17 protein-coding genes are annotated in these 26,368 nt (G+C 36.4%); 10 read left to right on the top strand and 7 right to left on the bottom strand.

Going from position 1 to position 26,368, the window contains the following annotated elements:
* Positions 1-52: 52 nt before the first annotated feature.
* From rpsO to AC5YC8_RS09505, 4 genes are all read right to left on the bottom strand, one after another.
* Positions 53-322, bottom strand: coding sequence for a 30S ribosomal protein S15 (gene rpsO / locus AC5YC8_RS09520; protein WP_154772030.1), 270 nt, complete (start codon positions 320-322; stop codon positions 53-55).
* Positions 323-1,127: 805 nt separating this feature from the next.
* Positions 1,128-2,894 carry an exodeoxyribonuclease V subunit alpha gene (gene recD / locus AC5YC8_RS09515; protein WP_496164347.1) on the bottom strand — a complete coding sequence of 589 codons (1,767 nt, stop codon included), beginning with the start codon at positions 2,892-2,894 and terminating at the stop codon, positions 1,128-1,130.
* 63 nt (positions 2,895-2,957) lie between these two features.
* On the bottom strand, positions 2,958-6,662 hold the full coding sequence (locus tag AC5YC8_RS09510) for a UvrD-helicase domain-containing protein (protein WP_496164346.1): 3,705 nt from the start codon (positions 6,660-6,662) through the stop codon (positions 2,958-2,960).
* Positions 6,663-6,666: 4 nt separating this feature from the next.
* On the bottom strand, positions 6,667-10,356 hold the full coding sequence (locus tag AC5YC8_RS09505) for an exodeoxyribonuclease V subunit gamma (RefSeq protein WP_496164344.1): 3,690 nt from the start codon (positions 10,354-10,356) through the stop codon (positions 6,667-6,669).
* Between the two features lie 178 nt (positions 10,357-10,534).
* Here AC5YC8_RS09505 and AC5YC8_RS09500 point away from each other — a divergent pair, with 178 nt between their 5' ends.
* On the top strand, positions 10,535-11,041 hold the full coding sequence (locus tag AC5YC8_RS09500; RefSeq protein WP_496116233.1) for a hypothetical protein: 507 nt from the start codon (positions 10,535-10,537) through the stop codon (positions 11,039-11,041).
* Positions 11,042-11,117: 76 nt separating this feature from the next.
* Here the strand turns inward: AC5YC8_RS09500 and pap are convergent, their stop codons facing one another.
* Positions 11,118-12,533, bottom strand: coding sequence for a polyphosphate:AMP phosphotransferase (gene pap, locus AC5YC8_RS09495; RefSeq protein ID WP_496164342.1), 1,416 nt, complete (start codon positions 12,531-12,533; stop codon positions 11,118-11,120).
* A gap of 681 nt (positions 12,534-13,214) precedes the next feature.
* Between pap and AC5YC8_RS09490 the strand changes: the two genes are divergently transcribed.
* From AC5YC8_RS09490 to AC5YC8_RS09475, 4 genes are all read left to right on the top strand, one after another.
* A complete protein-coding gene (locus AC5YC8_RS09490) occupies positions 13,215-13,919 on the top strand; it encodes a DUF8198 family protein (protein WP_496164341.1) in 705 nt (234 codons plus the stop codon).
* Positions 13,920-14,074: 155 nt separating this feature from the next.
* On the top strand, positions 14,075-15,016 hold the full coding sequence (ubiE, locus tag AC5YC8_RS09485; protein ID WP_496116228.1) for a bifunctional demethylmenaquinone methyltransferase/2-methoxy-6-polyprenyl-1,4-benzoquinol methylase UbiE: 942 nt from the start codon (positions 14,075-14,077) through the stop codon (positions 15,014-15,016).
* Positions 15,017-15,026: 10 nt separating this feature from the next.
* Entirely contained in the window at positions 15,027-15,701 is a 675-nt protein-coding gene (locus tag AC5YC8_RS09480; RefSeq protein WP_496164339.1) for a ubiquinone biosynthesis accessory factor UbiJ, read from the top strand.
* A 12-nt stretch (positions 15,702-15,713) separates the two neighbouring features.
* A complete protein-coding gene (locus tag AC5YC8_RS09475; RefSeq protein WP_496116224.1) occupies positions 15,714-17,333 on the top strand; it encodes an ABC1 kinase family protein in 1,620 nt (539 codons plus the stop codon).
* Positions 17,334-17,392: 59 nt separating this feature from the next.
* On the opposite strand, the gene AC5YC8_RS09470 is transcribed toward AC5YC8_RS09475, so the two are convergent.
* Complete coding sequence (locus AC5YC8_RS09470) at positions 17,393-17,527, bottom strand: hypothetical protein (RefSeq protein WP_496116222.1); 135 nt, start codon at positions 17,525-17,527, stop codon at positions 17,393-17,395.
* 133 nt (positions 17,528-17,660) lie between these two features.
* On the opposite strand from AC5YC8_RS09470, the gene AC5YC8_RS09465 reads away from it, so the two are divergent.
* A complete protein-coding gene (locus tag AC5YC8_RS09465; protein WP_496116395.1) occupies positions 17,661-18,740 on the top strand; it encodes a patatin-like phospholipase family protein in 1,080 nt (359 codons plus the stop codon).
* Here AC5YC8_RS09465 and AC5YC8_RS09460 read toward each other — a convergent pair.
* Complete coding sequence (locus AC5YC8_RS09460) at positions 18,724-19,173, bottom strand: YidX family protein (protein WP_496164337.1); 450 nt, start codon at positions 19,171-19,173, stop codon at positions 18,724-18,726. The two genes, AC5YC8_RS09465 and AC5YC8_RS09460, sit on opposite strands and share 17 nt — an antisense overlap.
* A 335-nt stretch (positions 19,174-19,508) precedes the next feature.
* On the opposite strand from AC5YC8_RS09460, the gene hisIE reads away from it, so the two are divergent.
* The 4 genes from hisIE (at position 19,509) to AC5YC8_RS09440 (ending at position 26,367) form a co-directional block, all read left to right on the top strand.
* Positions 19,509-20,291, top strand: coding sequence for a bifunctional phosphoribosyl-AMP cyclohydrolase/phosphoribosyl-ATP diphosphatase HisIE (gene hisIE / locus AC5YC8_RS09455; protein WP_496164335.1), 783 nt, complete (start codon positions 19,509-19,511; stop codon positions 20,289-20,291).
* 17 nt (positions 20,292-20,308) lie between these two features.
* Complete coding sequence (locus AC5YC8_RS09450) at positions 20,309-21,811, top strand: UvrD-helicase domain-containing protein (protein WP_496164334.1); 1,503 nt, start codon at positions 20,309-20,311, stop codon at positions 21,809-21,811.
* A gap of 16 nt (positions 21,812-21,827) precedes the next feature.
* Positions 21,828-23,201: an AAA family ATPase gene (locus tag AC5YC8_RS09445; RefSeq protein WP_496164333.1), complete on the top strand. Its 1,374-nt coding sequence runs from the start codon at positions 21,828-21,830 to the stop codon at positions 23,199-23,201.
* A gap of 328 nt (positions 23,202-23,529) precedes the next feature.
* Positions 23,530-26,367: a monovalent cation/H+ antiporter subunit A gene (locus AC5YC8_RS09440; protein WP_496164332.1), complete on the top strand. Its 2,838-nt coding sequence runs from the start codon at positions 23,530-23,532 to the stop codon at positions 26,365-26,367.
* Position 26,368: the final 1 nt, after the last annotated feature.

The raw sequence follows: 26,368 nt of genomic DNA, 5'->3' as shown, positions 1-26,368 counted from the left end.
TGTACTACAGCATATAACATGCAATAATCCGAAAAACAAAGTTTAAATCGAATTAACGACGTAAACCTAAAGCAGCAATCAAAGCGCTGTAACGAGTAGCATCTTTACCTTTAAGGTAATCAAGAAGCTTACGACGTTGGTTAACCATACGGATAAGACCGCGACGGCTATGGTGGTCGTGTTTATGCTCTTTGAAGTGACCTTGTAAGTCATTGATTTGAGCAGATAAAAGAGCTACTTGAACTTCTGGTGAACCAGTGTCGTTTTCAGCGCGAGCGAATTTTGCAATGATCTCTGCGCGATCTGCGTTTGTTAAAGCCATTCGATTTCTCCGAGATGCTTATATAAGTTTCATTTGATACAAATCAAATTGATTCTTCAAAACCAATTTGACTGCCGTGCATCACTACAGCAAGTGAAATATTTTAAGGGAAAAAGCATTGAATTGCAAAAGAGAAATTTGAATGCTATTTAAACACTTAAAGAAAGGTATAAAAATTTTCCGTGTTTATATAAAAACCACAAAATGTACAAACTTTAACCCAATAATTACATTTAGATAATTTATTTATTTACTTTGCAAATATATATTAACACTTAAATATATAAAGCGGCTTGAGCAAGCCCAAACCGCTTTATAAGTGCGCTGTAGTTTCTTATTTTTTCGTTATTATTATTTAATTTATTGTTGTTATTTTCCGTTTTATGCTTTTAATTTAAATAGCGATATTAATAATCTACTAATTGCTATCGAGTGAATGACATTATCTTGACACATTTAATTATGTGACGTAATCATCATTTTCTTAATGTTTTGTAAGTTTTTTTCTTACAAAGAGTGATTGGCTTTTATGATTTATTTTTAGATAAAGAAAAGCCTTGTAGTCTCTCCCAAAACTACAAGGCTTAGCGGCTGTAAGTTTCCTCTTTCACTTACTTCAATGTAAGCTCGTTGTCTAATGACGTTATTCTTATACTTTTACGATTATGTCTAGCATTCCTTGCTAGACTTGTTTTACGCAGTCATCTTCTCAAAATTTATGACAAAGCTCTATGCGTCAATTGCCTTAATTCTTGTAAGCTATTTCGTACAAAATAAAAAATCATTTAAAATCAACAATATTTTTTTATAATCTGTTCAACTTATTTTGAATTCCACTTTTCCTTGATGTTTTAATTGTTAAGGCTTGTACCAATGACGCCTGATCTGCAAGTAAGCTCACCGCAGACTTTGCTCTTGTAATTGCAGTATAAAGCAACTCTTTACTCAACAAATTTTGAGCAGCTTGATCTAAAACAACCGCTGTATGTGTAAATTCTGAACCTTGTGATTTATGAATAGTTAAAGCAAATGCTGTTTCTATATTTTTTGGAAGACGTGTTGCCAGTACCCATTTTTCTAAGCTAGGAAAATATACATTAAATTGTACTTGTCCCTCTTTTACTTGCTTAAAGCAAATTCCGATATCACCATTTGATAAACCAAGCTGATAATCGTTATAACTCATCATTACAGGGCGTCCAACATACCAATCGCCCTGTTTGACTATATTCAGCTGGGCTAAAAGTCGTTGCTCAATTTGATGATTAATTTGTGTTAAACCAAATGCACCATGACGTATTGCAGTTAAAATTCTGTAATCATCAAATTTTTTAACGACTGCATCAACCAGTAATTCAGGTTCATCACTTTCTAAATATTGTTTGAGTACTTCCACATAAGATACATAACCCAACATCAATTTGTCATAGTACGCAGTTAAGTCCGATTGATTCGAAAGCTCTGAAGGTAAATATTCTAAATTCACCTGATCTTTCATTCCTTTATTTAAAATAACTTCTGACAATTCACTAGGCTGTACAACATTTTGATGAAAAGTATCTAAAATAGAATCTGTAGATTGATGATCATGTGATTGTTGAATAAATTTCGCCATTTCACCAATCAATGCACCCTCTTTAAAACGCCGACTTGTCACTAAATTTACGAAGTTTGATTCCAGTGATTCAACTTGTTGTAAATCTGCCAATACAGAACCAACATCTACAGATGCAAGCTGATTCGCATCGCCTAATAAGATAAGCCGAGCATGATCTGGGATTGCAGTAAATAACATTTTCGCCAAATTCAAATCAAGCATAGAAGCTTCATCGACCACAATCACATCGTAAGGTAAGGGTTGTTTTTCATGAAATCTTGGTTGATGACTATTGCCCAAACCTAAAAGTCGATGAATGGTAATGGGTGTTAATCGCTTTAAGTCTTCACTTAATAAGTCTTGTAATTTTTCATCATCAAAAGATTTCTGAAGAGCCTCTTTCATTCGCTGAGCAGCTTTACCTGTAGGTGCTGCCATTGCAACTCGAATATCTGGAATTTCTTGATTGAGCACTGCAATAATGCGTGCCAAAGTATAGGTTTTACCCGTGCCAGGCCCCCCCGTAATAATGCTAAAGCCATTTTCAGCAACCATTTCCAAAGCTTTCTTTTGATGAGTATCTTCTAATAAATCATGATATTTATTAAATGAAATAGCGGAAATTTTTTGATTTTTTAAACGCTGTACTTGCTGGCAAAGTGCCTGTTCTAAAGCCCAATAACGGTATAAATATAAATACTGATTATCGTGAATAAAAGGTGCTATATTCTGACTAGAAACCTCGTTTTCATGCACCACCAATCCACTTAAAGCATCTATGTTTTCCAAATTTAAGCGTATACAACTATCACCTTGCGTTACAGCCTCAAGAACATCTTGCATAATTTTTGTGGAAATATCCGTTTTTTCGGCATGATTAAACGAAGATTTTATTAAAAAATCACTCCATATTTGAAACCATTCAGTAGCTTGGCTTTCAGGCTGTTGTTTAATCGTTTCCTGCTTGTTTTCCACACAATTATCCTCAAAGTTATCCACAGACTAATATCATGTTTAATCAACTCTTTTTTTAATGAATTAGCTTTTTTCGAGTAGTTTATCGACAGAAAAACTGCCTAATATAGAATCAAGTCTCAAAATAAACTCTGCATCAGGTTTCCAGTAGTTTATGCCTTGTAACTTTTCACTATTCATCCCTCTTAAATACAGATAACTTGCACCACCCAAATGCTGATGAATATCATAGTGTTCCAATTGCACTTTTAAATATCGATGCAAAGCCACCAAGTATAAGCCTGCCTGTAACCAATAACTGGCTTGTGACATACTCTTTTGAATTTCTTCAATATTATACTGAGATTGATCTACACCTAAAAAGTTACTTTTATAATCGGCAATTTGATATTTCTGACCATCAAAATAAACCAAATCGATAGAACCTGTTAAATAGCGTGCTGAATTTGCTTCATTTAGCTCGAGCATTTCAATACCGTATTCGGCAAATAACTGATAAATACGTTTAGTTGCCAAAACGTGATCTGACAAAGCCAAATAAAATGGAAATTCAGATAAATGATTTTTCGCACTTAATTGGTCAAGCTGAAAACCATCATGCAGTGGTGTTGTTAAAACATCTTTAAGCCATTCAGCCATTAATGCAATTAACTGATCTTCCGTACCTTCTAAAAATTCTTGATGATATTTTTCAGCAAGTTCCAACCATAAACTTGGATAATCATTTTTAAAACGACGATGAATTTCTAAATGCCATTCGCTAGAATCTTGAAAATTAATATGTTCAAAAATTTCATGCAAGAAATTACCTGCCAATGTTCCCATTGGAAAATGACGCTTAATCCATGAAATTGGTTGAGTCTGAATAACGTCTATTTCAGGAATAATATTGATTTCATCTTCAGCACTTTCCATTTTTTCAGTTTTAGCCGCTAGAGCATCTATGGCTTGCTTACGGGTTAAATGCTGTGCCAAAGCACTAAAACTGGTTTTTGTACGAGGATAAAAGCGTTGCATAGGAAATTGCTGTGCTTGCAAAGCCTTAGATTCTGTATCCGAAGCTCTGAGTGCTAAAGGACGCTCTGCAATTAGAGCTTCATCTACACTAAAAGGATGCTGAAAAACATCTGCACCTTGACCACGCCAAAATGCTAAACCTGTATTCGACTTCCCTTTTACATCTTGCAACATGGCATAAACACGGTGACTTGCACGTGTTAAAGCCACATACCACAAACGATGCTGTTCGGCTTCCGCGCGCGCATTATGCTGACCAACGTCATCTTTTGAAATGATTAACTCGTTATTTACCGCAACGACTCGCTGTAATTCCGCTTTACCTGTTTGTGGATTAGTTTGTTCAACTGTGGAAAAGTTTAGGGTTTTCCCCATTTCACGAAAGTCTTTATCTGCGCCCAATAAAAATACAATTTTAAACTCTAAACCTTTCGATTGATGAATCGTCATCAACTGAACGCCTGCTTCATTCGACAGTTTTCTTTCTAACTCCCACTCTCGCTCACTTGGAGATTGGAGCTGTTTTAAATACCAATGATAAAGACTTTGAGCACCTTGATATTGCTCACTATGTTGACTAAGCACTTCGGTTAAATGACGCAAATTCACAACCGATCTTTCATTATCTCGACTTTGAGTTGCAACTAAGTTTTCCCAAATTTGGAATAGATTCAACGCATATTGCCATGCGGTTAAAAAGCCTTTTTCTAACCACATTTCACGTATTAAATCGAAATCATAAATAAAGGAACTTAAACCTTCTGCTTGCTGTTCCAATTCAATTAGTTGTTGCAAATTAATATTTAATAATCGGCTAAGTAGAGCTCGTTTAATTTTGCATTCATCATAAGGATGCATAATTGCTGTTAAAAACGCACCAACATCTTTAGCAACTTGGCTATCAAAAACACTACGTTTAGATGGACGATTCACCTTAACGCCTAGTCGTTCCAACTCATATTGAACTTTGTCTAAGCCATCGTGATTTTTCGATAAAACTGCAATGTCATCGGCAATTAAATAACGTGGTGATGCTTCATCTAAATATAATTTTTTTTCAATTCCTTGATTAAGTAAATCACGAATTTTCCATGCAACTTGAATGGCTTCGGTACTTTTATCTTCAAGCATTAACCAACGCAAAGCTTGATGATTTTGACCATTTTCATCAACCAATGCAGGATGTGGCCGCGAACCAGCCTCAACCAAACTATAAGAAACATTTTCGCCAAAATCCATTTGACGCTGAAATAAAGCATCGACAACTTCAACCAATTCTTTCGTTGAGCGATGGTTATACTTCAAACTATAAAAATGCCCTTTTTTCGCAATAATATCTGCACGAGCTTTGTTATAGGTCAGCATATCTCCACCACGAAAGCCATAAATCGCTTGCTTTGGATCGCCCACCATAATCATGCAGCCTTGCATATAGCGCTGATGATCACGCCAAATTCGTGCCAGCATATCGTCTTGGTCTTGGTTGGTATCTTGAAATTCATCAACTAAAATAAGTGGATATTTCGCTTGTACAAACTGAGCAAAACGTTGACCTTGAGCGCCTTGTAGCGCCTCAGATAACGTTCGAATTTGCTGTGCAAAAGTCGTTTCACCTTTTTGTTGCAATACTTGTGGTAAACGCTTTTTTACTTCTTTGCTTAAATAAAATTTTAAATAAGCATCTAGTACATTTAAGTCGTTATCCAACTGAGATAATTCTTCAAAAAAATCTCTCAATGCTTTAATAACAATGTGATTATTAAAGTTTTCAAGTACATCTTCAGCGCATTTATTCAGGGCTTTTTTTGTAGATAATTCCGTTAAATACTTAACAGTTTGTTCAAAATGTGGTGAAAATAAAGCGTAACTTTTTTGCTCGGCTAAAGCCTTAAAAAATTCGGGCAAGTACAATGTTAATGTCTTTTGCATTAAATCATCAGTGCGCCATTTTTTTGCCACAATAGAATTGTACTGACCATCTGACAGGTAATATTCACTTAAAGTAGCGACTTGACTTAAATCGAGTTGGAGCAATTGATCAATCGACTGTTCAAATTCATTTAAGTTAATTTTTGGTGCTTCAATTTCTTGAAATTGTGCCGATGCAAAATTTAAAGTGTTTTCCACAACCGAAACATAATTATCCACAGATTTTAGTTTTTTCTGTAAAAGTAGATAATTCACGACCTTTTGTTCTTGTGTCTGAATCCATTCACGTAAAGCGTCATGTATAAGTTGTAAGGTATAACTTTTGGCATCATCAGTAATTTCAGCACGTTCAATTTTGCCACTTTCAAAAGCAAATTCACGTAATAATTTTTGGCTAAAACTATCGAGCGTTCCTACAAATAACTCATCAAGCTGATCGATTACCAATTTCAGACGTTCACGCGCATAATCCACTTGCGTTGCATAATCTGTTAAAACTTTTTTGTATAAAGGATCTTTTTCTTGCTGAATATAGGTTTGAATTTCAGCATCTGTTGAGTTTTGAAACTTCTCAAAAAAACGCAACGTATCGACCAAACGCATTCGAATACGAGACTTTAATTCTGCAGCTGCTTTTCGGGTAAATGTAGTCGCAATCACTTGATTTGGCAAATATGAACCTAGAAAAATACGTACCATTAAGCTCGAAAGCGTAAAGGTTTTTCCAGTTCCTGCCGAAGCCTCAATCCAATGCAACCCATGAAACTGCATATCTCCAATAGGGTCAAAAGAAAACTGCTGAGATATTTGAGGATTGTTCATTTTGTTACTCCTCAACCGTTACTTGATGCATAAAAATTGGGTGATATAAATCATAGGAAAAATGCTTACAAGCATCTTCTAATAAAATTGTTGCATCTTGTTCTTGCAAAATAAAATCCCAATCTCGATGATGCTTTGTCGCTTCATTTTCAGTGACAGAAAAGCCTGTGAACTTTCCATCAAAATTCCAATCTTTATAAATATCATCCATATTTTGAATAACCATGTGCTGATTTTCATCAGGCACCCACTCATATTCTTTATATTTTTCAGCAGGTTTTAAAATTAATGCCGCAGGTAAAACCAAAGGCTGTGTTTGACCATATTCCCAAGCCTTAAACCAATGACTTAAATAAGTTCGTGCTTGGTTAGAAGAAACACCTTCACAAATAATGGTGTTATCACTAAAAATGACAATACGAGCATGGTCTTCACCACCCTCACCCAAATTTAAATATGCAATCCACAATAAATATTCAAGCCACACTTTGGCACGGCGTTTTGCCCGTGCGCTTGATGCCTCTAGGCTGACCCACTGTTTAGCACCATGTTTTGGTAAGCTTAAATTAATATGTAAACTCTTATTTACACGCCAAATTTGCTGCGTTATTGCTGTTTCAGTTTCTGCATATTGTTGTAAACGTGCATGTAATTGTGCTTGCTCTAACACGCTCATTTGCCATGCACTTTCTTGAATTTTCCCAACAGGAAGCTTGTCCATTAAAAGCTGTGAATTTTGTTCACCTTCATGTTTTTTCAAAAAATCCCGCATTGCATAACGTCCCAAACCATCAAGTAACAACGGCTCTTGTGTATCGGGTAAATCTTCTGCTTTTAAGTTTTTTACACCCAATGTTTTTAAATATAAACGTGCAGGGAATGTGACATCTTGAATCCATTGATAGCTGTCGAGCACCTGAATATCTTGTTCTAATAATGGATATTGCGTATTGACCCATTGGCTTCGTTGCGATTTAGCAAAACGAATTTGATTGGCAACTTTATACCATTGATCTTGATAACGAATAGTTTCAGTCGATTCAAAACCTATCGGATCAAAAGGCTGTAAAGTATGAACGTGATAGAGCGACTGCAATTGTTTTGCAACATCAATACCTTCTATTGAAACCATTTCATTTAAACTTGAATCGGTCGTTTCAGCTTCTACAATAAGCGCTAAATGCTGAATAAATTCTTGTAAAACTGTCGATGGATCTCGCACTTCACCATCGCTCACATCAAAGCCATTATAAAACAGCCATAAATTTTCTTGAGCCAATAACAGTGAATCTAAAAATGCGCCTTGTTCATCTTCTAAACGTGAACGATCACCTAATTGTGGTTTTAAAATTTCCATTAAATCGAAAGGTAAATGTGTATTTCGATTTGGGAACTTTCCACTGTCTAAGTTCAGCATCACAATAAGTTTATAAGGCAACGGACGCAATTGCCCAATTTGGCTAAAAGTCACTTGCCCTGTTGGTTCTGCTTGTTCAACTTGCGAGTCGAGTAGTACATTTATTTCTTCTAAAATGTAGCCTAAAGGCAAACTTAATGCGTTTAAGGCATGATGATTTTCTTCATCATAAAAACTTGCCAAAGTTAGCATTCTGTCTTGTTTTTTAATCAGCTTATAAACCGCACTTAATGAATCTACACCTGCATCAATAAATTCATTAACGTCATCCATTAAAGTTTTAAGCCATTTTTCGACACGAATTTTCTTACCCAATTCATGAGCAATCATCCAATTTCGACGTGCTGAAAAATCTTGATAAATTTGAATAAGTTTAGCAATAAGCTCAAAGTCACTTGGTAAAACATTTGCAAAACTTAACGTATCGTTAAAAATTGCATGCTCTGGAATTGCCACGCCTAATGCCAAACGGTCTAAAGCAAATTTAAAACTAAAACGATAATCTTCATCGCCTTGTTTTAGGCTTTGCTTTAAATGTTCTTCATCAAATCCACGTTTAAAACCTGCGGCAACAAGCAGTTCGACCATTCGGTCTACGCTATTAATATCGAGTTCATAACGAAGTAATGTGGCATTTAAACCCAACCAATCTGCAAAGTCTTCAATGTTAAAACGACCTTGAATAAGTTGAATTCTACCTAGCACAGAGCGCCATGCATTGGCGGCATCTATTTGAGTTACACCTGCAATTTGCACAGGTAAATAAATACTTTCTTGACTAAGCCTATGCGCTTGATTTTCACGTGAATGATGTAAATTTCTATCACTAGGTGGCGGTGCAAAAATACTACGAATTAAAGGTTCAAGCTGTTTCAAATTTGGTGTTAAAACCAAAATATCACTTGGTTTTCTTGGACTATCTTTATCGCCTTTTGAAAGCCAGTGAATAAGTTGATCTTTTAAAACTTCAAGCTGTCTTTGAGATGAATGACACACATGAATTTGCACAGAATCATCATCTGATTTTAAGTGATAAGCATTCTTTTCAGGTTCTACCAAATACAAAATATCAGACTGAACTTTTGCTAGTAAAGTATCTGCATATTCATCGACAAAAAGGTCTGCCCAAACCCCTTCTTCCCCTGAAGATAAATTGGATAATAAAGAGAAATGATCACGCGCTTGCTTACCAAAACGTGTAAGTAGTGGATGACGTGATTCACGTGTTTGTGCATTGAAATTTAAAGTAAATTCTTCAAAGAATTTTTGAATTTGTTCATCGCTTGCATCTGGATTTTTTTCAATAAATCGCTCTTTTACTCGAACGTCATAACGTGCTTTCCAATTCGGATCGACACTATCTGCCCAATATTCTTGCGATGGGTTGTAATGTAGAATATAGATATCTATGTATTGTCCCAAACGGCGCAAAAACTGTAATTGACTAGGTGGCAAATCCAATAAAGTGAAAACCACAAGCTGATGGGGTAACGTGCTTAAAACATCATTGGGCTGTTCAGGTGAGCCTAAAGCTTCCCAAAACAAAACATCAATTTCTTCCATTTCCTTAAAGTCTTGGTCGAAAACTTCTTGCCAAAGCCAACGCTGCCAAGCTTCTAACTCTTGAGCCTGATTTAAGGTAAAAGCAGAAATTTCTGTATTGGTTTTAAAGAACATATTTTCAATATTCAGTTCTTTATTCTGCCCCCAAGCCTGTAACCAATTGGTTTGGCAGTTACATTTTCCCTCGCAACCTTTTTGGCAATATCCTCTATAACTCATGTAATTAGAAAATAACTGAGATACTTGCTGAGATACCCAATACAACATATTTTGCTTTTTTAGCTGTTTTTCTAAACCTTGCTCTAAACGATCTGCACTGTCATAAATACGTTGAACTATTGAATAAAGTGGATGTGTTGTATCTAACGGATTTTGTTCTGCTTGAATAAATTCTTTTAGCGCTTGAAACACACGCCATTTAATGATTAATCTGGGAATGTTGGCTTTACGTACTTTGTCTTTATCGTTCTGTAAAACTTGCTGATAAGCAGACCACTGAAAACCACGAATACGATGGTGAAATGTTGTATTTGCACTAATGCCTTTTTTTTCTGCCAAGCGCTGTGTAAGCCAAGCCTCAATAGCAGGTGAAGGCACAATAAAATGTTGAGTTTTTAAAACGTCAAATGGGTTCGATGTCGGCTTCTGAATAGTCTTGAGCATCGCTTCAACAAGCACATCTATGCGCTGACTTTGAATGACATGAATCCCCATTAAATTTAATTCCTTTTCAATTTATGCAATACAAAAGCTTCAAGATTATTTACTATACTTTAATGTCTGTCTATGTCACTTTAAAAACATTATTCAAGGTAAAATTACATTGAATAAAACATCTTCTAAAAAGTTTTACATAGAAAAATTTATACGCTTTTTTAAGGTACTTACCAATATGAAAATAGATAATATTCCTGAGTCTATAGATCCAACGCTGAATATTGAAGCTATTCGTACTGAATGCCTCGAACTTGTAAAAAAGCGCTCTTATTTTTCTGCGGGTGCTGCGGTTATTCCTGTTCCATTTTTAGATGTTGTGATTGATGTAAGTATTCTTTCACAGCTTATTCCTGAAATTAATACGCGTTTTGGTTTAGCACCTGAACAAATTAGTGTGTACGACCCTGCAACTAAAGAAATTCATTGGAAAGAACTACGTAAACGTGGCATCGAATTTTCAGGATTTGTTGTTGCACGTACGGCGGTAAAAAAATCTCTCAATAACATTGCGGCAAAAGTAATTACGAAACAAGTCACCAAATTTATTCCTTTAGGTGGTCAAATTATTGCTGCAAGTTTGGGTTATTTTGTGATGAAAAAAGTGGCTGAAGCGCATGTTGAAGATTGCTACCGTTTAGCACTACGCATTCAGCAAAAACAAAAGACCACAATTGATCAATAATTTTTAATTCGTCAAACTCAATATAATGATTAAACCTCTGCTCTTTCAATAAAGAGCAGAGGGTTTTTTTAAAGTATTAATCTGCTTTAAGCTGTTTTAAAATAGCTTTTAACACTTCCAAACGTGCAAATTGTTTGTTGTCTGTGGCAATCACATGCCACGGTGCATAGTCTGTATTTGTTCGCTCAAACATATCTGCTGCTGCTTTTAAATAATCATCCCAACGCTCTCTATTACGCCAGTCTTCCACAGTAATTTTAAATTGTTTATGCGGTGTTTCTTCTCGTGCTTTAAAACGACGTTCTTGTTCATCTTTACTAATGGCAAGCCAAAATTTAATCACTAAAGTTCTGCTATCAAATAAGTCTTTTTCAAAGCGGTTAATTTCGTTATAAGCACGTTGCCATTCTGCATCTTGCGCAAAACCTTCTATACGTTCAACCAAAACACGTCCATACCAAGATCTGTCAAAAATACTGATCTTTTCTTCAGGTTGTAACTTTGTCCAAAAGCGCCATAAATAGGGTCGTGCCAACTCATATTTTTCAGGTGCGGCAATGGTATGAATTTCATATTCACGCGGATCAAGCTTTTTCACAATGCGTTTAATAGCGCCGCCCTTTCCTGCTGCATCCATCCCTTCAAATACAATCACAACATTTCGGTCATCAAAACGTAACGCTTTAGAAACCTTAGATGTCAGCTTTTTTAACTCTGCTTTGTATTCGTCTTTCGGAATTTCTTGAAGTGGAGGGTTAATTAAAACTTCAGGTGTTTTTGCTTGTTTCCATTTTCCTTTGGCTTTGCTTTGATGCTCTGGAAGATGCTTTAATTTGCGTAAAATATGTTGTGCAAATTGTTGATCTCGCGATATTGCATCTTCGCAATCAATAATGACCCAATCTTCTGTAAAGCGTTGGCGTAAGCGCTGTAAATTATCGTATTGTTTTTTATTACGCCAATCTAAACCATGTAATTTATGCCAATGTACTTCACTAGGATCCATTTCGTTTAAACGGCTTTGCAGTGATTTCCAAGATAAGTCGAACCAAATTTTAATGACATCTACGTTGTTATTTTTTAGATCTTGTTCATAAGCTCTCATGTTTTCCACGTATTCGTCGAATAGCGTGGAATCTAAGGGGTTTGAAACATGAGATGCGGTTGATAATAAATCTGTATACCAATTACCAAACATCACCAATATTTGCCCTTCGGCAGGAATAGAGCGTGAATATGGCTGCCAAAATGTTTTTTTATGGTCGAATATATGGGGGGCATCTGCTTTTACACGTAAATAGCGTGGGTCGACCCATTCACGGAGTTGTTTAACGGCTTCGCCTTTACCTGCAAGTTCAATTCCGTTGACCAAAATAAGTAAGCTTTTGGCGTTTGATTGTCCGCGAGTTTCTTTCATTGCGTATTGCGCTTGAATAAGCTCTACAGATAATTGTTCTTCTTGCATTGGTTTAAATTCAGTTTCTTTTAGCATCTTTATTCATACTTTTTAGCCCCTATTTCTTGAGTATATAAAAAATAGGGTTTGATATAAGTATATTTATATTACAAATTAAACTTTCATGTTCATATTTTTTCAGTGCACATCTATTAAAATTTTATGACTCATTAAAACCCTCATCTTTGACATTTTCTAATCTCGAGTACAAATCAGTTACCGCTTTATAAAACTCTATAAATTTACTCCAATCTTCAAATCTAATTTTGTATCCATCATGAGAGTTATCCAAAGGATGTACTCTCAATTCTGGTACTCAATGCTCATCTATAAGCTCAACATCACATAATTGTGAGTTATTTTTCGATACCCAATTAGGTAATTCAGCTTCAAAAAAAGAAAGAGCCCCCATGTTTAATTCTCCTGTAAATTTTAGATAGTTTAAAACTTACCACCCAAAAAATAAAAAGTCAAAATAATTATATAAAACAGTAGTTTACAAAAATAAATCATAATTTTACCTACTTGAAATCATTCATTTTTTCTATATCTTTTATACTAGTAGTCCTTTAATTTTTTTGCTTTTATCTAACTTTCAAAATCATATTGCTCTAATTTTACCTAGCACCATCCCATTACTTTTTTCCCTCAAACCATAGCGCATCTATAAAACACATACTAAAATTCAGGTATTAAGTACACCACCTGAGACGTTACATGTCTAAACTTGCTGTTTTAGATGAGCTTTTAGAACTTTACTATCAACTGAAATACCATAAAAATCAGGACATTTTTTACCGCCTGCAAGACGTTCAAGCATGGCAAAAACAACGTATACAACATACTCACGCAAAACAATTTGCAGAAAAACAAAATATTTTAATGTCAGAATATTTTCTTAATCGCTTATATGGTGGTCCCGACTTCGATGCTTTGGCAGGACAAATTGCACGACTTGTAAAATATGCACATAAAGCCGAAAAACTCATTCCTGAAAATGCCATAAAAACAGGAACAGCAGGCGTAACCTTGGCTATTTTAGCCGTTCAGCTAGACGAAGAAGTTGCAATTCAATTACTTGAAGATTATCCCAATAATCCTGTAATAACCGATGAAATAATGCGTGTAACTTACTTAAAGCTCAATCAAGGTGAAAATCGGTTAAAACAGCTACGCTTACTGGATGAACTTGGCATAAGCTTAGACAAATACATGCGCTCATTTATGGTTCAAGCAGCCTTTAAAATGTGTAAAGGTGCTGCAAATAAATATCACTTTGAAGTGATGTATGACTTTATGCAAGATGGCTTTTTAGCGCTAAAACCGTTAAAGTCGGCAGAGAAATTTGTAAAAGAATTTACTGCAATAGAACGAAAAATTGTCGATAAAGTTCATGCAGGCGATTTAAATCCATTTCAATAATGGATCAAACTATTTAAAGGAGAAATAAGTCTAAGCTTTATTTTCCTGTATATTATTCATAACAATTGCACGCTGATTGCTGTATATCGACTCATAATCTGTCATCATGCAAGCACTGCAACATTAACCCTATTCTTATGTTAGGAGTGACTCAAATGTCGAATGAAAATCAAACGCCTACCCCTTCTTCTGCGTCGGCACAAACAGACAATGTGAGTCCTTTTCTAACAGAGCCACTTCCTCAAGGTGCGCCACAAGGTCAACAGCAATCTTTAGAATTGCCAACTTCAGACACACCTGTTACTGGTTCTGTTCCTAAATATAATCTTCCACGTGGTGCAAACACAGGTAATGTCGGTGCAACAACACATTTTGGTTACCAAACTGTAAGCAGTGAAGATAAAGCTCAAAAAGTTGCAGAAGTATTCCATTCTGTAGCAAGCAAATACGACATCATGAATGACTTAATGTCATTTGGTATTCACCGTCTATGGAAGCGCTTTGCAATTAATATGTCGGGCGTTCGTCGTGGTCAACGCGTACTAGATATTGCTGGTGGTACTGGTGACCTTGCAAAAGTATTTAGCCGTGAAGTAGGCCCAACAGGTCATGTTGTACTTTCAGACATTAACGAATCAATGCTCAATGTAGGTCGTGATCGTTTAATTGATGCAGGCTGTACAAATGTCGACTTCGTTCTTGCCAACGCTGAAACTTTAGAACCATTTGAAGATAATAGCTTCGACCTTTTAACTATTTCTTTTGGTTTACGCAACGTAACAGATAAAGATGCTGCACTTGCTGCAATGTACCGTGTACTTAAGCCAGGTGGTCGTTTACTAATTTTAGAATTCTCTAAACCTGTATTTGAACCATTCGCTAAAATTTACGATTTATATTCATTCACGGCTTTACCAATCATGGGTAAAATCATTGCAAATGACTCAGAAAGTTATAAATATTTAGCAGAATCTATTCGTATGCACCCAGACCAACGTACTTTAAAAGGTATGATGGAAAATGCTGGATTCCAAAACTGTGATTATCACAACTTAACAGCAGGTGTTGTTGCTGTTCACCGTGGTTTCAAACTTTAAGGTTATAACTATGTGGTCGATTCTGGCACTTGGTGCAGTTGAACGATTCGTGAACCATATCATTGATTTGGATGCGATTACTCGCATTCAGCTCAATGAGCTTCAAGGCAAAATGCTTCGTGTTGTTTTAGACAAACCACAACTTTCAGTTGATGTTTTTTTCGATGAAAATAAAGTTCGTTTAGAACCAACGGTAACAGGTCATAGCGAAGCATCTTCAATATTTGAGCAACGCCCTTTTGATAAAAACCAGCAAGTTTTTGAAGCGACAGCAACGCTACATGTAAAAAATGTGGTCGAGCTACTTAAGCTTTTGGTTGCAGATGAAGTTGGAAATATTCCACTACAAGGCGATTATCACTTATTGCAAAAAATCCAAAACATTATGCAACAAGTTGAACCCGATTTAGCATCACATTTAAGTCCTTGGATTGGTCCTAGCCTTGCCCATGAAATTGGTAAAATTCAACGCGCACCGAAGCATTTAAAAAAGACGTTACAAAGTTATGCATTTTTTGCTGAAGATACTTTGAAAGAAGATTCAGGACTATTTGCTGCCCGTTGGCAAATGGACAATCTCCATCAAGATACCCGCACTTTCCAGCAAAATTTAGACCGTACTGAAGCTAAAATTCAACAGCTTCAAATACAAGTCGACGCATTAGAAAATACAACTCAAAATTAGGTAATAATATATATGATTCCGCATGTTTCACGTTTACTCGAACTTTGGCGTATTGCAGCGCACTATAGACTCGACACGTTGTTCCCTGCGGATGAATTGCCTGAAAAAGCCCGTCATGTTTTAAGCATTATCCGCATGCACCCTGCTGCATGGTCAAGCAAAGAAAGTAAAAATCCTTTAAAGCTAAAACAAGCTTTGGAAGATATGGGGCCGCTTGCCATTAAAATGGGACAGTTGCTTTCAACACGTCGTGACCTCATTCCACCTGAAGTTTTACAGCAACTAACACTGCTTCAAGACCAAGTAAAACCATACGGTGTAGACGTTGTAAAATCACGTATTCAAAATTCACTTAAAGCAGATGTTGCAACACTATTTTCTCGTTTTGATGAACAACCTTTAGCAGCAGCATCTATTGCACAAGTTCATACAGCGGCATTGCATGATGGTCGTGAAGTTGTTGTAAAAGTGACACGCCCCGATATTCGTACGCAAATTTTACAAGATTTTGAAATTATAGAATGGCTAGGTTGTCGTCTAGAAAAGCGTCTAGAAGCAGCACGTGCATTGCACTTATCTGAAATTATCCAAGACTATCGTCAAATCATTCTTAAAGAACTCGATTTAACTTTAGAAGCAGACAATACACGTCGTATGCGCCATTACTTCACAGGCTCAAGCATGATGTATGTGCCTGAAGTTTATATGGATAGCAAAGATGTGATGGTTGCTGAACGTATTACAGGCGTTCCAATTTCAGATACAGCAACATTCGATAAATTGGGTATGGATCGTAAAGACCTTGCTGAAAAAGGTTTAACCATTTTCTTTACCCAAGTATTCCGCGATAACTTTTTCCATGCAGATATGCATCCAGGAAATATTTTTGTAGAAACTATTAATCCAAATGCGCCACGCTATATCGCGTTGGACTGCGCCATTATGGGTGAATTGTCTAAACACGATCAAATGACCGTTGCACGAATGTTACTTGCGGTAATGAACAGCAATTTCATGCAACTCATTCAAATTGTGCACCAAGCAGGTTGGATTCCACCAGGAACCGATCAGGATGGTTTAGCAAGAGAAATGCGTCGCACCGTTGGCCCAATGGTTTCAAAACCAATGAGCGAACTCGATTTTGCAGGTATTTTACTTGAAGTGATGGATATTGCACGTCGCTTCCATTTAGAAATTCCACCACAACTTATGCTTTTACTAAAAACATTGGTTCATGTAGAAGGCTTAGGTACAGACTTATATCCTGACTTAGATATTTGGCAACTTGCAAAACCAATTTTGACAGATTGGGTTAAAACCAACATGAATCCTGTCAAAAACATGAAAGAATTAGGTCAGCAAATTCCCGACTTACTTCTTGGTGCACAAGATTTACCAAGTATTTTGATTGATAGCATCAACGGTTTAAAGAACCAATCTGCATGGCAAGCAAAACAATTACAAGAATTACAAACTATGCGTTTGCAAATGGAACATCAGCAAAAACGTAGTTGGATTTTTGGTAGTGTTATGGCTATTTTACTGGCAATTTCGGTCATTGCACCTTGGTATGTATCGGTCGTTTTACTTGTAATTGCAAGTTTCCTTGCCATTTTTAGATTATCAAAATAATTGTTAAAAGCTAAAGCAGTCTATTAAATAACGTCGATAGTTTAATAGACTGCTAAATGTTAATTCACTTGTTCTTCTATGGGTGCTTGTTCTAAAGTTACATCTGGTTCAGAGTCTGTAAATGCCCAAAACATACCAACAACAAGCAGCAATACCACACAGAACCACGTCATAATTTTTCTAAATGAAGTCATTTTCATTACCAATCAACAATCTAGAACTAAAAGATAGCTTAAAAAATAAAAACTTGCCTGATTTTTCTCATCATTAATCGAATTTTGTATTAAATTAAGTTTCAACTAATATTTTTATACAAATTTATATTTCATTATGCAAATTCTAAAAAAACAACCACGAGCTTTAAATATTAGAGCAGGTTATCTTGCACGTAAACTCATTACAAAAGAAGGCTTACATGCACATCAAGTCGATATACTGCCCGGTGCTGCAGGTGGCCCGAAAGGCATAGGTATTCAAGGTTTAGATCAAGCAATTTTTGGTCGCTTCCTAACACAAGCACCGCAGCGCAGAACTGTTATTGGCTCAAGTATTGGCAGTTGGCGTTTTGCAAGCATTTTGGCATGGGGCGCACAAGAAGGAACTCAAAGACTTTCTGAACTTTATACCAATCTGCATTTCACCAATAAAATGTCGCGCCAAGAAGTGGGTGATATTTGCAAAAACATGCTTTTTGAATTAATTCGGGGCAAAGAACAACAACTCGTTGAACATCCCGATTATCACCTTGCTGTCATTTCAGTGAAAGCACAGCATATTTTCCAAAGTGATAAATCACTTCCTTTACTCGCTTCAGTTGCAGGAATTGTCAGTAGTAATGCACTTGCGCGTAAACATAATCGCTTATTCATGCAACGCGTCATTAGTCAGCCCAATATTGGTGAACAATTTAAAGTTGATGATGATTTTATTACCCACTACCAAACCCTAAATAATGAAAATGTAACGCCTTGGCTCATGGCATCTGCATCTATTCCAGGGGTAATGTCTGCAGTTCGTAATATTCCAAATGCACCTAAAGGAAGTTACCGAGATGGCGGTTTAATTGATTATCACATCGACCTACCATTCCAAAGTAACGGTGTTGTTTTATACCCACATTTTACCGACAGTATTACACCAGGCTGGTTCGATAAAATGTTTAAAAACAGAAAATCCAATCCTGAAAATCAAGCACGAACTTTATTACTATCTCCATCTCAAGAGTATTTGGCATCTTTACCTTTAGGTCGTTTACCTGACCGTAAAGACTTTACTTTAAAGGGTTTAGATCAACAAAAACGCATTCAGTTGTGGAACCAAAGTGTGGCGGAAAGTCAGCGTTTAGGCGATGAGTTTTTAGAAATGATCGAAAAGCAGAATTTTGCAGAATTTATGCAGGATTTGTGAAATAAAAAGCAGCTAATTGATAGCTGCTTTCTTTTTGTTGTAGCGTTGGTTGTTGTACTGTAAATTTAAACCCTAAAGTAGATTTGAACTCATAGTTTTTATGTTGTTTAGGATCTACTGTTAATTGCAGACCATCTCTTGAATTCGTCATAATTTCGAGCTTTGTATTTTTCAAAGATAACAACAGAAGCTCATTAATCTGATAACTCCCATTTTCTATCAAATAAGCATAATTCTGACCAACAACCATAAATTTTGTAGGTTCATTTTTTTGAATGACTTTAACAAAACCAGCAACTTGATCTTCTTGAATCATATGAAATGTTTCTTTTTTTTCATTGACTGGAAATTTTTTCCAAGTATCTAATGTATAACAAGCTGTTAACAACATGCTTATAAATATAGTTGTTGCAAGTAGCGTAATTTTCTTCATATACGTTGCCTTTTTTCCTCGAAATGAGGATTTTTTTAGTTATTAATATTAAGTATTATTCATAAAACTTAGTGCCTGCAAACCATAATATCATTTTTAAGCATGTATCCCCTGCTTCCGAAAAGAAATGGCTATCACAATTTCAGATCTAAAATCGAATATGTTTAACATCATAAATTATTCAAAACTTACGAAAGATCAGACCTATTTGGCAACGATCAATTTAAAAATAGATGAAGATTTATTTCCTTAAAAGGATGCGGATGCCGTACACTATCGAAACGATACGGCAAACGTATTGATTAATTTTTTGAAAATATTTTGGTGAAATACTCATGAATAATGTGCAATGGCTCGATGAAGTAAAATTTAACGAACAAGGCTTAGTGCCTGCTATTGCACAGCATCATCAAACGGGTCGTGTGCTTATGGTTGCGTGGATGAACCGTGAAGCTTTAACCTTAACGGCTGAAAAAAACCAAGCGGTTTACTTCTCTCGTTCACGCAATAAGTTGTGGCACAAAGGCGAAGAATCTGGACACTTCCAAACAGTTCATGAAATTCGTTTAGACTGCGATGCAGACGTTATTGTGCTTCAAATTGAGCAACACGGCGGAATTGCCTGCCATACAGGTCGTGAATCTTGCTTCTACCGCAAACTTACGCCAAATGGCTGGGAAATTGTAGACGCTCAAATTAAAGACCCGAACCAAATTTATGGTGAAAAATCTGTAAATCCACATACGCTTGCAATGAATGCCTCAACTGCAAAATCTGAACAAGTCGATGTATTGTCTTATTTAGGCAAAATGATGGCAGAGCGTAAAAAAGCCGATCCTGATTCATCTTATGTCGCAAAGCTTTACCATAAAGGTTTAAACAAAATTTTAGAAAAAGTAGGCGAAGAAAGCGTTGAAACCATTATTTCTGCCAAAGATTTTGATGCAAAAGCCAATGAAGACAATAAAAATGATGTGATTTATGAAGTTGCAGATCTTTGGTTCCATACCATTGTAATGCTTGGCTATTTCGATTTAGATGTTCAATTGGTACTTAACGAACTTGCGCGTCGTCAAGGTTTATCTGGCTTGGTTGAAAAAGCAAATCGTCAACATTAATTAAAAGTAAATTATCTGTGTCTGAAAATAACAAACCCAATGCGACCTATGAACAAGCAACTGCTATTGATAACGCTCGCCTAGGGAAATCTTTTAAAGTTATTGCCTATGCAGGCACAGGTAAAACTACAACTTTACAAATGATTAGCGATGCTATGCCACAAAGACGTGGCATGTATCTCGCATTTAACAAAACCATTGCAGCAGAAGCGCAAAGTAAATTTCATAGAAATGTTGATTGCCGAACCTTTCACTCCTTAGCCTATAGAAGCGTTCCACGTGGAGTAACCGACAAACTTCGCCTGCCACGTTTAAGCCCAAGTTTTATTGCGAAAGAATATCGCTTAGAGCCGATTACACTTCGTAGAATGATGGGCGGACGTTATGAAAAATACGTTTTAATGCCGTCACGTTTAGCAAGTTTAGTGGCAAATACAGTGAGCTATTTTTGCTCTACCAGTTCGCAATACCCTGCTCCACGTCATATTCAAGCACCAAGTTGGTTACATCCAGATGATATTCCAACGCTACAAGCACATTTATATAAAGCTGTTGAACGTCGTTGGTTAGAATCGATCGATCCCAATCATCAAGCAGGCATTGGGCACGATATTTATTTAAAACTTTGGGCATTGTCTGAACCCAATATTCCATCTGACTATGTTTTATTTGATGAAGCACAAGATGCTGACCCTCTCATGCTTGGAATTTTACTGAAACAACGTAATTCTCAAGTTATTTATGTAGGTGATGCACATCAGCAAATTTATGCGTGGCGCGGCGCAGTCAATGCCATGCAACAATTGCCTTTACCAGAATCACGCTTAACCACATCTTTTCGTTTTGGTGAAGAAATTGCACTCAATGCAAATGCCATTTTAGGTGCATTGAATGAAACTGTGCCTTTATTGGGTAATCCACAGTTAAATTCTAAAGTTGTGAATAAACCACACACTAAAATGCGTGATGCTATTTTATGCCGTACCAATGCGCGTGCAATGGAACTTTTACTTTCAGGTTTAGTTCATGGCGACAAAGTCAGTTTGCAAGCCGATCATGTTCGATTAAATAAATTTGTTGATGCAGCAAGTATGCTCAAACAAGGCAAACGTGTAACTGATGTTCCTGAATTGGCTTGGTTTAATTCGTGGCACGATGTTCACGAATATTGTGAAACAAATGATGGTAGCGACATTAAGCCATTGGTCAAACTTGTAGATGATCATGGAACAGATCCACTTAAACGTGCTTTAGCGAAAATTACGCCTATCGATCAGGCGGATTATATTATTTCGACTGCGCATAAAGCCAAAGGTTTAGAATGGAATCGTGTTCATATTGAAGATGACTACCAATTTAGACTGAACGATAAAGACTTTAAAATTAGCGATGAAGAATTACGTTTGTTATACGTCGCATGTACTCGTGCTAAGTTAAGTTTAAATATTCATCATATTTACGACTTGGTTCAACAACTCAAAATTAAAATGCCAATGTCCTTACGTAAAGCTGTCGTATAATTCATGCAGGTGTTCTATGAAAATAAAATCTATACAGTTCAAGCACATCACTCACTTTACCGATACTAAAATAAATTTTGAATATCACAATGCACCTATCACGCTTATTTTAGGCCATCAAGGTTCAGGAAAAACATCTTTACTGCGCTCTACCTTTCTTGCACTCACTTGGTTTTCTGCACGTTATAAAGATGCTCGAACAGCAGGTGCAATTTTACCTGATCACGATATTAAACAAGATCGCCTACAAGCAAAAATCGATATAAAAGTACATCTGCCAATAGAAATTGGCTCATTGCCCGAATCTATCAATTCATGTGAAATTGAAACTCAAATATGCGATTGGCAACTTTACAAAACAAAAACGAAAGCCTTAACAGGTCATAGCAAAGTTGAAACACAAAAATTAGAAAAACTTGTTGCGCTTTATCAAAAGGCAGCTCAACTAGATCCATTACAAGGCTTACCACTTATTGCATATTACCCTTCAGAGCGTTTTGTTCATGAAATAAATTTAACCAATAAAAACAATCCTGCTATTTTTCAAGCAGGAAATGCTTATGAAATTACCACAATTCAGTACACAACTTTTTCACGTTTTTTTGAATGGTTTCGTGAAATTTCAGACATTGAAAATGCCCAAACTACAGATCTTGTAAATCGTTTAATTTCAAGCCAAAAAAGTAGCGACCGACATCAAGATTTAAGCGCAGCGCTTATTCATGCTTATAACCAAATGCATGCACCTAGCTTATCTGCGCTAAAAGATACGCTTGCCATCATATTTCCTGAACTTAGTAATATTTATGTGCAATACCTACCAAAACTACAACTCATGGTAACGTATCAAGGTAAAACCATGATGTTCCAACAACTTTCTAATAGTTTAAAAAATTGGATTGCTTTGGTTGGAGATATTGTTCGTCGTATGTGTTTACTAAATCCATCAAGCCTTTACCCATGTTTAGAAGGCGATGGCATCTTATTAATTGATGAAATTGACCAACAGCTTGATCAAGATGAATGTACGACTATTTTGGCTCGGCTCAATCAAGCATTTCCACATTTACAAATGATTGCGACAGGTAATCGAGCAGAATTATTAGAACAAGCATCTGACTATCAATGCTTACAGTTAGAAAACCAACAATTACATCCGATAATGCCACCACAATTTACAGTTGAATTTGATGAAATTTATCAAAATTTAACCACAAATGAAGATCTCAATATTTCAAATGATCTTGAAGCTTTACACGGTAGTGTTGAAACACCACAAAGTATTTATCAATTTATTCATGAAAAATTGAATGATGAACAACTAAAAGACCTCATCACATTACTAACAAACGACATCCAAACAAGTCCAGACCAAAAGTTACTTGAGTAATTTTTTTTCAAACTAAGTCTTTGCTTACATTTATTAAAACATCTATTCATGTATCTTGCCCATAGAGAAATGAAGTCAGCGTATAATGTGCCCAATGTGATCAAAAAAGATTGATGTTGTGCTTTGGCTGTAATATGATCGGATTTATTTGCAAATTTCGTAAAAATATCGGATTTTGCAATCATTCCTAAGTTGCGCAATACAACTTATTTTTCATTTTGATTCAACATTTGGCTTTCAAGATTTAGAAACTTGGATCGTTCTTTGCTGTCCTATAATCCTTGAAAGATTAAGATTCACATTAGGTTTCTCGACCTAAATCACGACTATGGATACGAGTGTGCTACCGATTATTATCTTGTTACCGTTAGTACTAGGCACAATACTTGTCTCGTGGCTGAAGAAATTCTCGCGCGGGGTAACAGCTTTAGGTGCTATTGGAGTCAGTCTTACAAGCTTAATCTTGTTACTGACTCAAGCCGAAGCTGTATTTAATGGCAAAACGATCATTCAAACATGGTCGTGGTTACCTCAATTAGGTATAGATCTAAGTTTCCGCCTCGATGCACTGGGTTTACTTTTCTCCCTTCTTATTACGGGAATTGGTACCCTCATTTATATTTATGCATACTATTATTTAAGCCCTAAAAACTCTCTCAGCAAATTATACCTATTACTCATGCTGTTTATGGCAGCTATGCTTGGTATATCCCTCTCTAATAATTTACTTCTATTACTTGTGTTTTGGGAGTTAACCAGTATCTCCTCATTCCTGCTTGTAGGTTACTGGAGCAATTACGATGCGGCTCAACGCGGCTCACGTATGGCTCTAACCATTACAGGTATGGGTGGGCTTGCCATGCTGGGTGGTTTTATTTTATTAGGACAAATTACTGGCACATACCAAATCGATCAAATTTTAGGTATGGCAGAACAAATCCAAGAAAGTCCTTTATTTGTTCCAACACTTTTACTCATTTTACTTGGTGCTTTTACTAAAAGTGCGCAGTTCCCATTCCACTTTTGGTTACCAAATGCAATGGCAGCACCAACACCTGTATCGGCTTATTTGCACTCTGCAACTATGGTAAAAGCTGGTATTTTCTTACTTGCACGTTTACTTCCAATTTTTGCAGGTGCCGCGCTTTACCACAACCTTGTGACCTTTATTGGATTATTTACGTTATGTATGGCGGCCTTCTTTGCCATATTTAAAGAAGATTTAAAAGGTTTATTGGCTTACTCAACGATTAGCCATTTAGGTCTTATTGTTTGCTTACTTGGTATTGGCTCTCCCCTTGCTGTTGCCGCGGCTATTTTCCATATTATCAACCATGCCACATTTAAAGCGGCATTGTTCATGATTGCAGGTATTGTTGACCACGAATCTGGTACACGTGATTTACGTAAACTTAGTGGTTTATGGCAACTACTTCCTTTTACTGCAACCTTAACTATGATCACTGCTGCCTCTATGGCAGGTGTTCCGCTGACCAATGGCTTCTTGTCTAAAGAAATGTTCTTTACCGAGTTGCTTGCGAATTTATCAGGTCCTGTAATGGTAATTTCAGCGATTGTTGCAACACTTGCTGGTATTTTTGCAGTCGCATACTCTGTACGTCTTGTTCACGGTGTATTTTTTGATGGTCCCGTGGGCAAAGATGTTCCTAATAAAAATGCTCATGAGCCTGCTTTTGGCATGAGAGCACCTGCAACATTACTTGCAATTTTATGTATTTTAGTGGGTATTTTCCCTGCGCTACTCATTCAAAATATTATTAATAGTACAACGCAAGCCAGCACCCAAATCGCAAGCTTTGAAGGTGTCCATATTGCCATTTGGCATGGGTTTAATGCACCATTACTCATGAGTGCAATTGCATTAATTGGTGGTATTGGTTTCTATTTCTCTTTAGCGAAAGGTGGCAAAATTCGTGAAATTGATTTAGACCCTTATTTAGGTAAATTCCAAGGAAAAGTTCTCTTTGACCTATTCCTAAAACATTTATTACTCAATGCTCGAAAGTTTAAACGTGCAACTGAAAATGGAAAGCTACAAAGTTACCTTTTATGGATTGTACTTTTCAGCATCATTGTTGTTGCTTTACCTCTATTTAATTCAGGCATCACAACAGGTACTCGCGAATTATCTCATGCACCCGCAATTGCGATTGTGCTTTGGTTATTATTGTTCTCTTCATGCTGGATGATGTTATGGTTCCATCACGAACGTATTAAAGCAATTTTAATTAGTGGTGCTGTAGGTTTAGTTGTGACCATGGTATTCGTATGCTTCTCTGCACCGGATCTTGCACTGACTCAAATTACAGTTGATGTTGTAACAACAGTTCTACTTCTTATGAGCTTATCGTTGTTACCACAACTCACGCCTTATGAATCTTCAGTACCTAGACGTTGGAGAGATGCATTACTTGCCATTTCTGGTGGTGTAGGTATTACATGGATTACATGGCTGATTTTGACTCGTGATCACAATTCAATTTCATGGTTCTTTATGCAACAAGCCATTCCATTGGGTGGTGGTACAAACGTTGTAAACGTAATTTTAGTCGATTTCCGTGGCTTTGATACCTTTGGTGAAATTACCGTATTAGGTATTGCTGCAATTGGTGCACTTTGTTTAATGGATGGTATGCGTACGCACGGAACCACAACTACACAAGGTCTAACCTATCGCTTTAATCCATCTCCGCTGATGTTCCGTATCACGTCTTCATGGATTTTAGCTTTAGCACTTGTCGTAAGTTTATATATCTTCCTCCGTGGTCATAACCTACCTGGCGGTGGATTTATTGCAGGTTTAATTACATCTCTTGCTCTTGTTATTCAATATATTGCTTTGGGTCAAGATCAAGCTGAACGCTTATTAAAAGCTAAATCTGGGCGTTTATACGAAATTTGGATTGGTGTTGGTTTAGTCATTGCAGGACTTTCAGGTATTGCTGCATGGCTTTGGGGGCGACCATTCCTCACCAGCGCACACATCTATGTTAACCCACCAATTTTAGGTGAAATGCATTTAGCATCCGCCGCTATTTTCGACTTAGGTGTTTATATCACTGTTGTTGGCGCAACTATGTTAATGATTTCCGTACTTGGTGACTCACGTCATACCAGTATTACTGGTCCAGTTCCGAAGGGGTAAA

The sequence above is a fragment of the Acinetobacter sp. FY731 genome (assembly GCF_059515905.1).
This window is presented reverse-complemented; position numbering and strand designations above follow the sequence as displayed.

Coding starts and splice junctions, on each gene's coding strand:
- rpsO (WP_154772030.1), bottom strand. CDS start 322: ATGGCTTTAACAAACGCAGATCGCGCAGAGATCATTGCAAAATTCGCT.
- AC5YC8_RS09510 (WP_496164346.1), bottom strand. CDS start 6,662: ATGAACAATCCTCAAATATCTCAGCAGTTTTCTTTTGACCCTATTGGA.
- AC5YC8_RS09505 (WP_496164344.1), bottom strand. CDS start 10,356: ATGGGGATTCATGTCATTCAAAGTCAGCGCATAGATGTGCTTGTTGAA.
- AC5YC8_RS09500 (WP_496116233.1), top strand. CDS start 10,535: ATGAAAATAGATAATATTCCTGAGTCTATAGATCCAACGCTGAATATT.
- pap (WP_496164342.1), bottom strand. CDS start 12,533: ATGCTAAAAGAAACTGAATTTAAACCAATGCAAGAAGAACAATTATCT.
- AC5YC8_RS09490 (WP_496164341.1), top strand. CDS start 13,215: ATGTCTAAACTTGCTGTTTTAGATGAGCTTTTAGAACTTTACTATCAA.
- ubiE (WP_496116228.1), top strand. CDS start 14,075: ATGTCGAATGAAAATCAAACGCCTACCCCTTCTTCTGCGTCGGCACAA.
- AC5YC8_RS09480 (WP_496164339.1), top strand. CDS start 15,027: ATGTGGTCGATTCTGGCACTTGGTGCAGTTGAACGATTCGTGAACCAT.
- AC5YC8_RS09475 (WP_496116224.1), top strand. CDS start 15,714: ATGATTCCGCATGTTTCACGTTTACTCGAACTTTGGCGTATTGCAGCG.
- AC5YC8_RS09470 (WP_496116222.1), bottom strand. CDS start 17,527: ATGACTTCATTTAGAAAAATTATGACGTGGTTCTGTGTGGTATTGCTG.
- AC5YC8_RS09460 (WP_496164337.1), bottom strand. CDS start 19,173: ATGAAGAAAATTACGCTACTTGCAACAACTATATTTATAAGCATGTTG.
- hisIE (WP_496164335.1), top strand. CDS start 19,509: ATGAATAATGTGCAATGGCTCGATGAAGTAAAATTTAACGAACAAGGC.
- AC5YC8_RS09445 (WP_496164333.1), top strand. CDS start 21,828: ATGAAAATAAAATCTATACAGTTCAAGCACATCACTCACTTTACCGAT.
- AC5YC8_RS09440 (WP_496164332.1), top strand. CDS start 23,530: ATGGATACGAGTGTGCTACCGATTATTATCTTGTTACCGTTAGTACTA.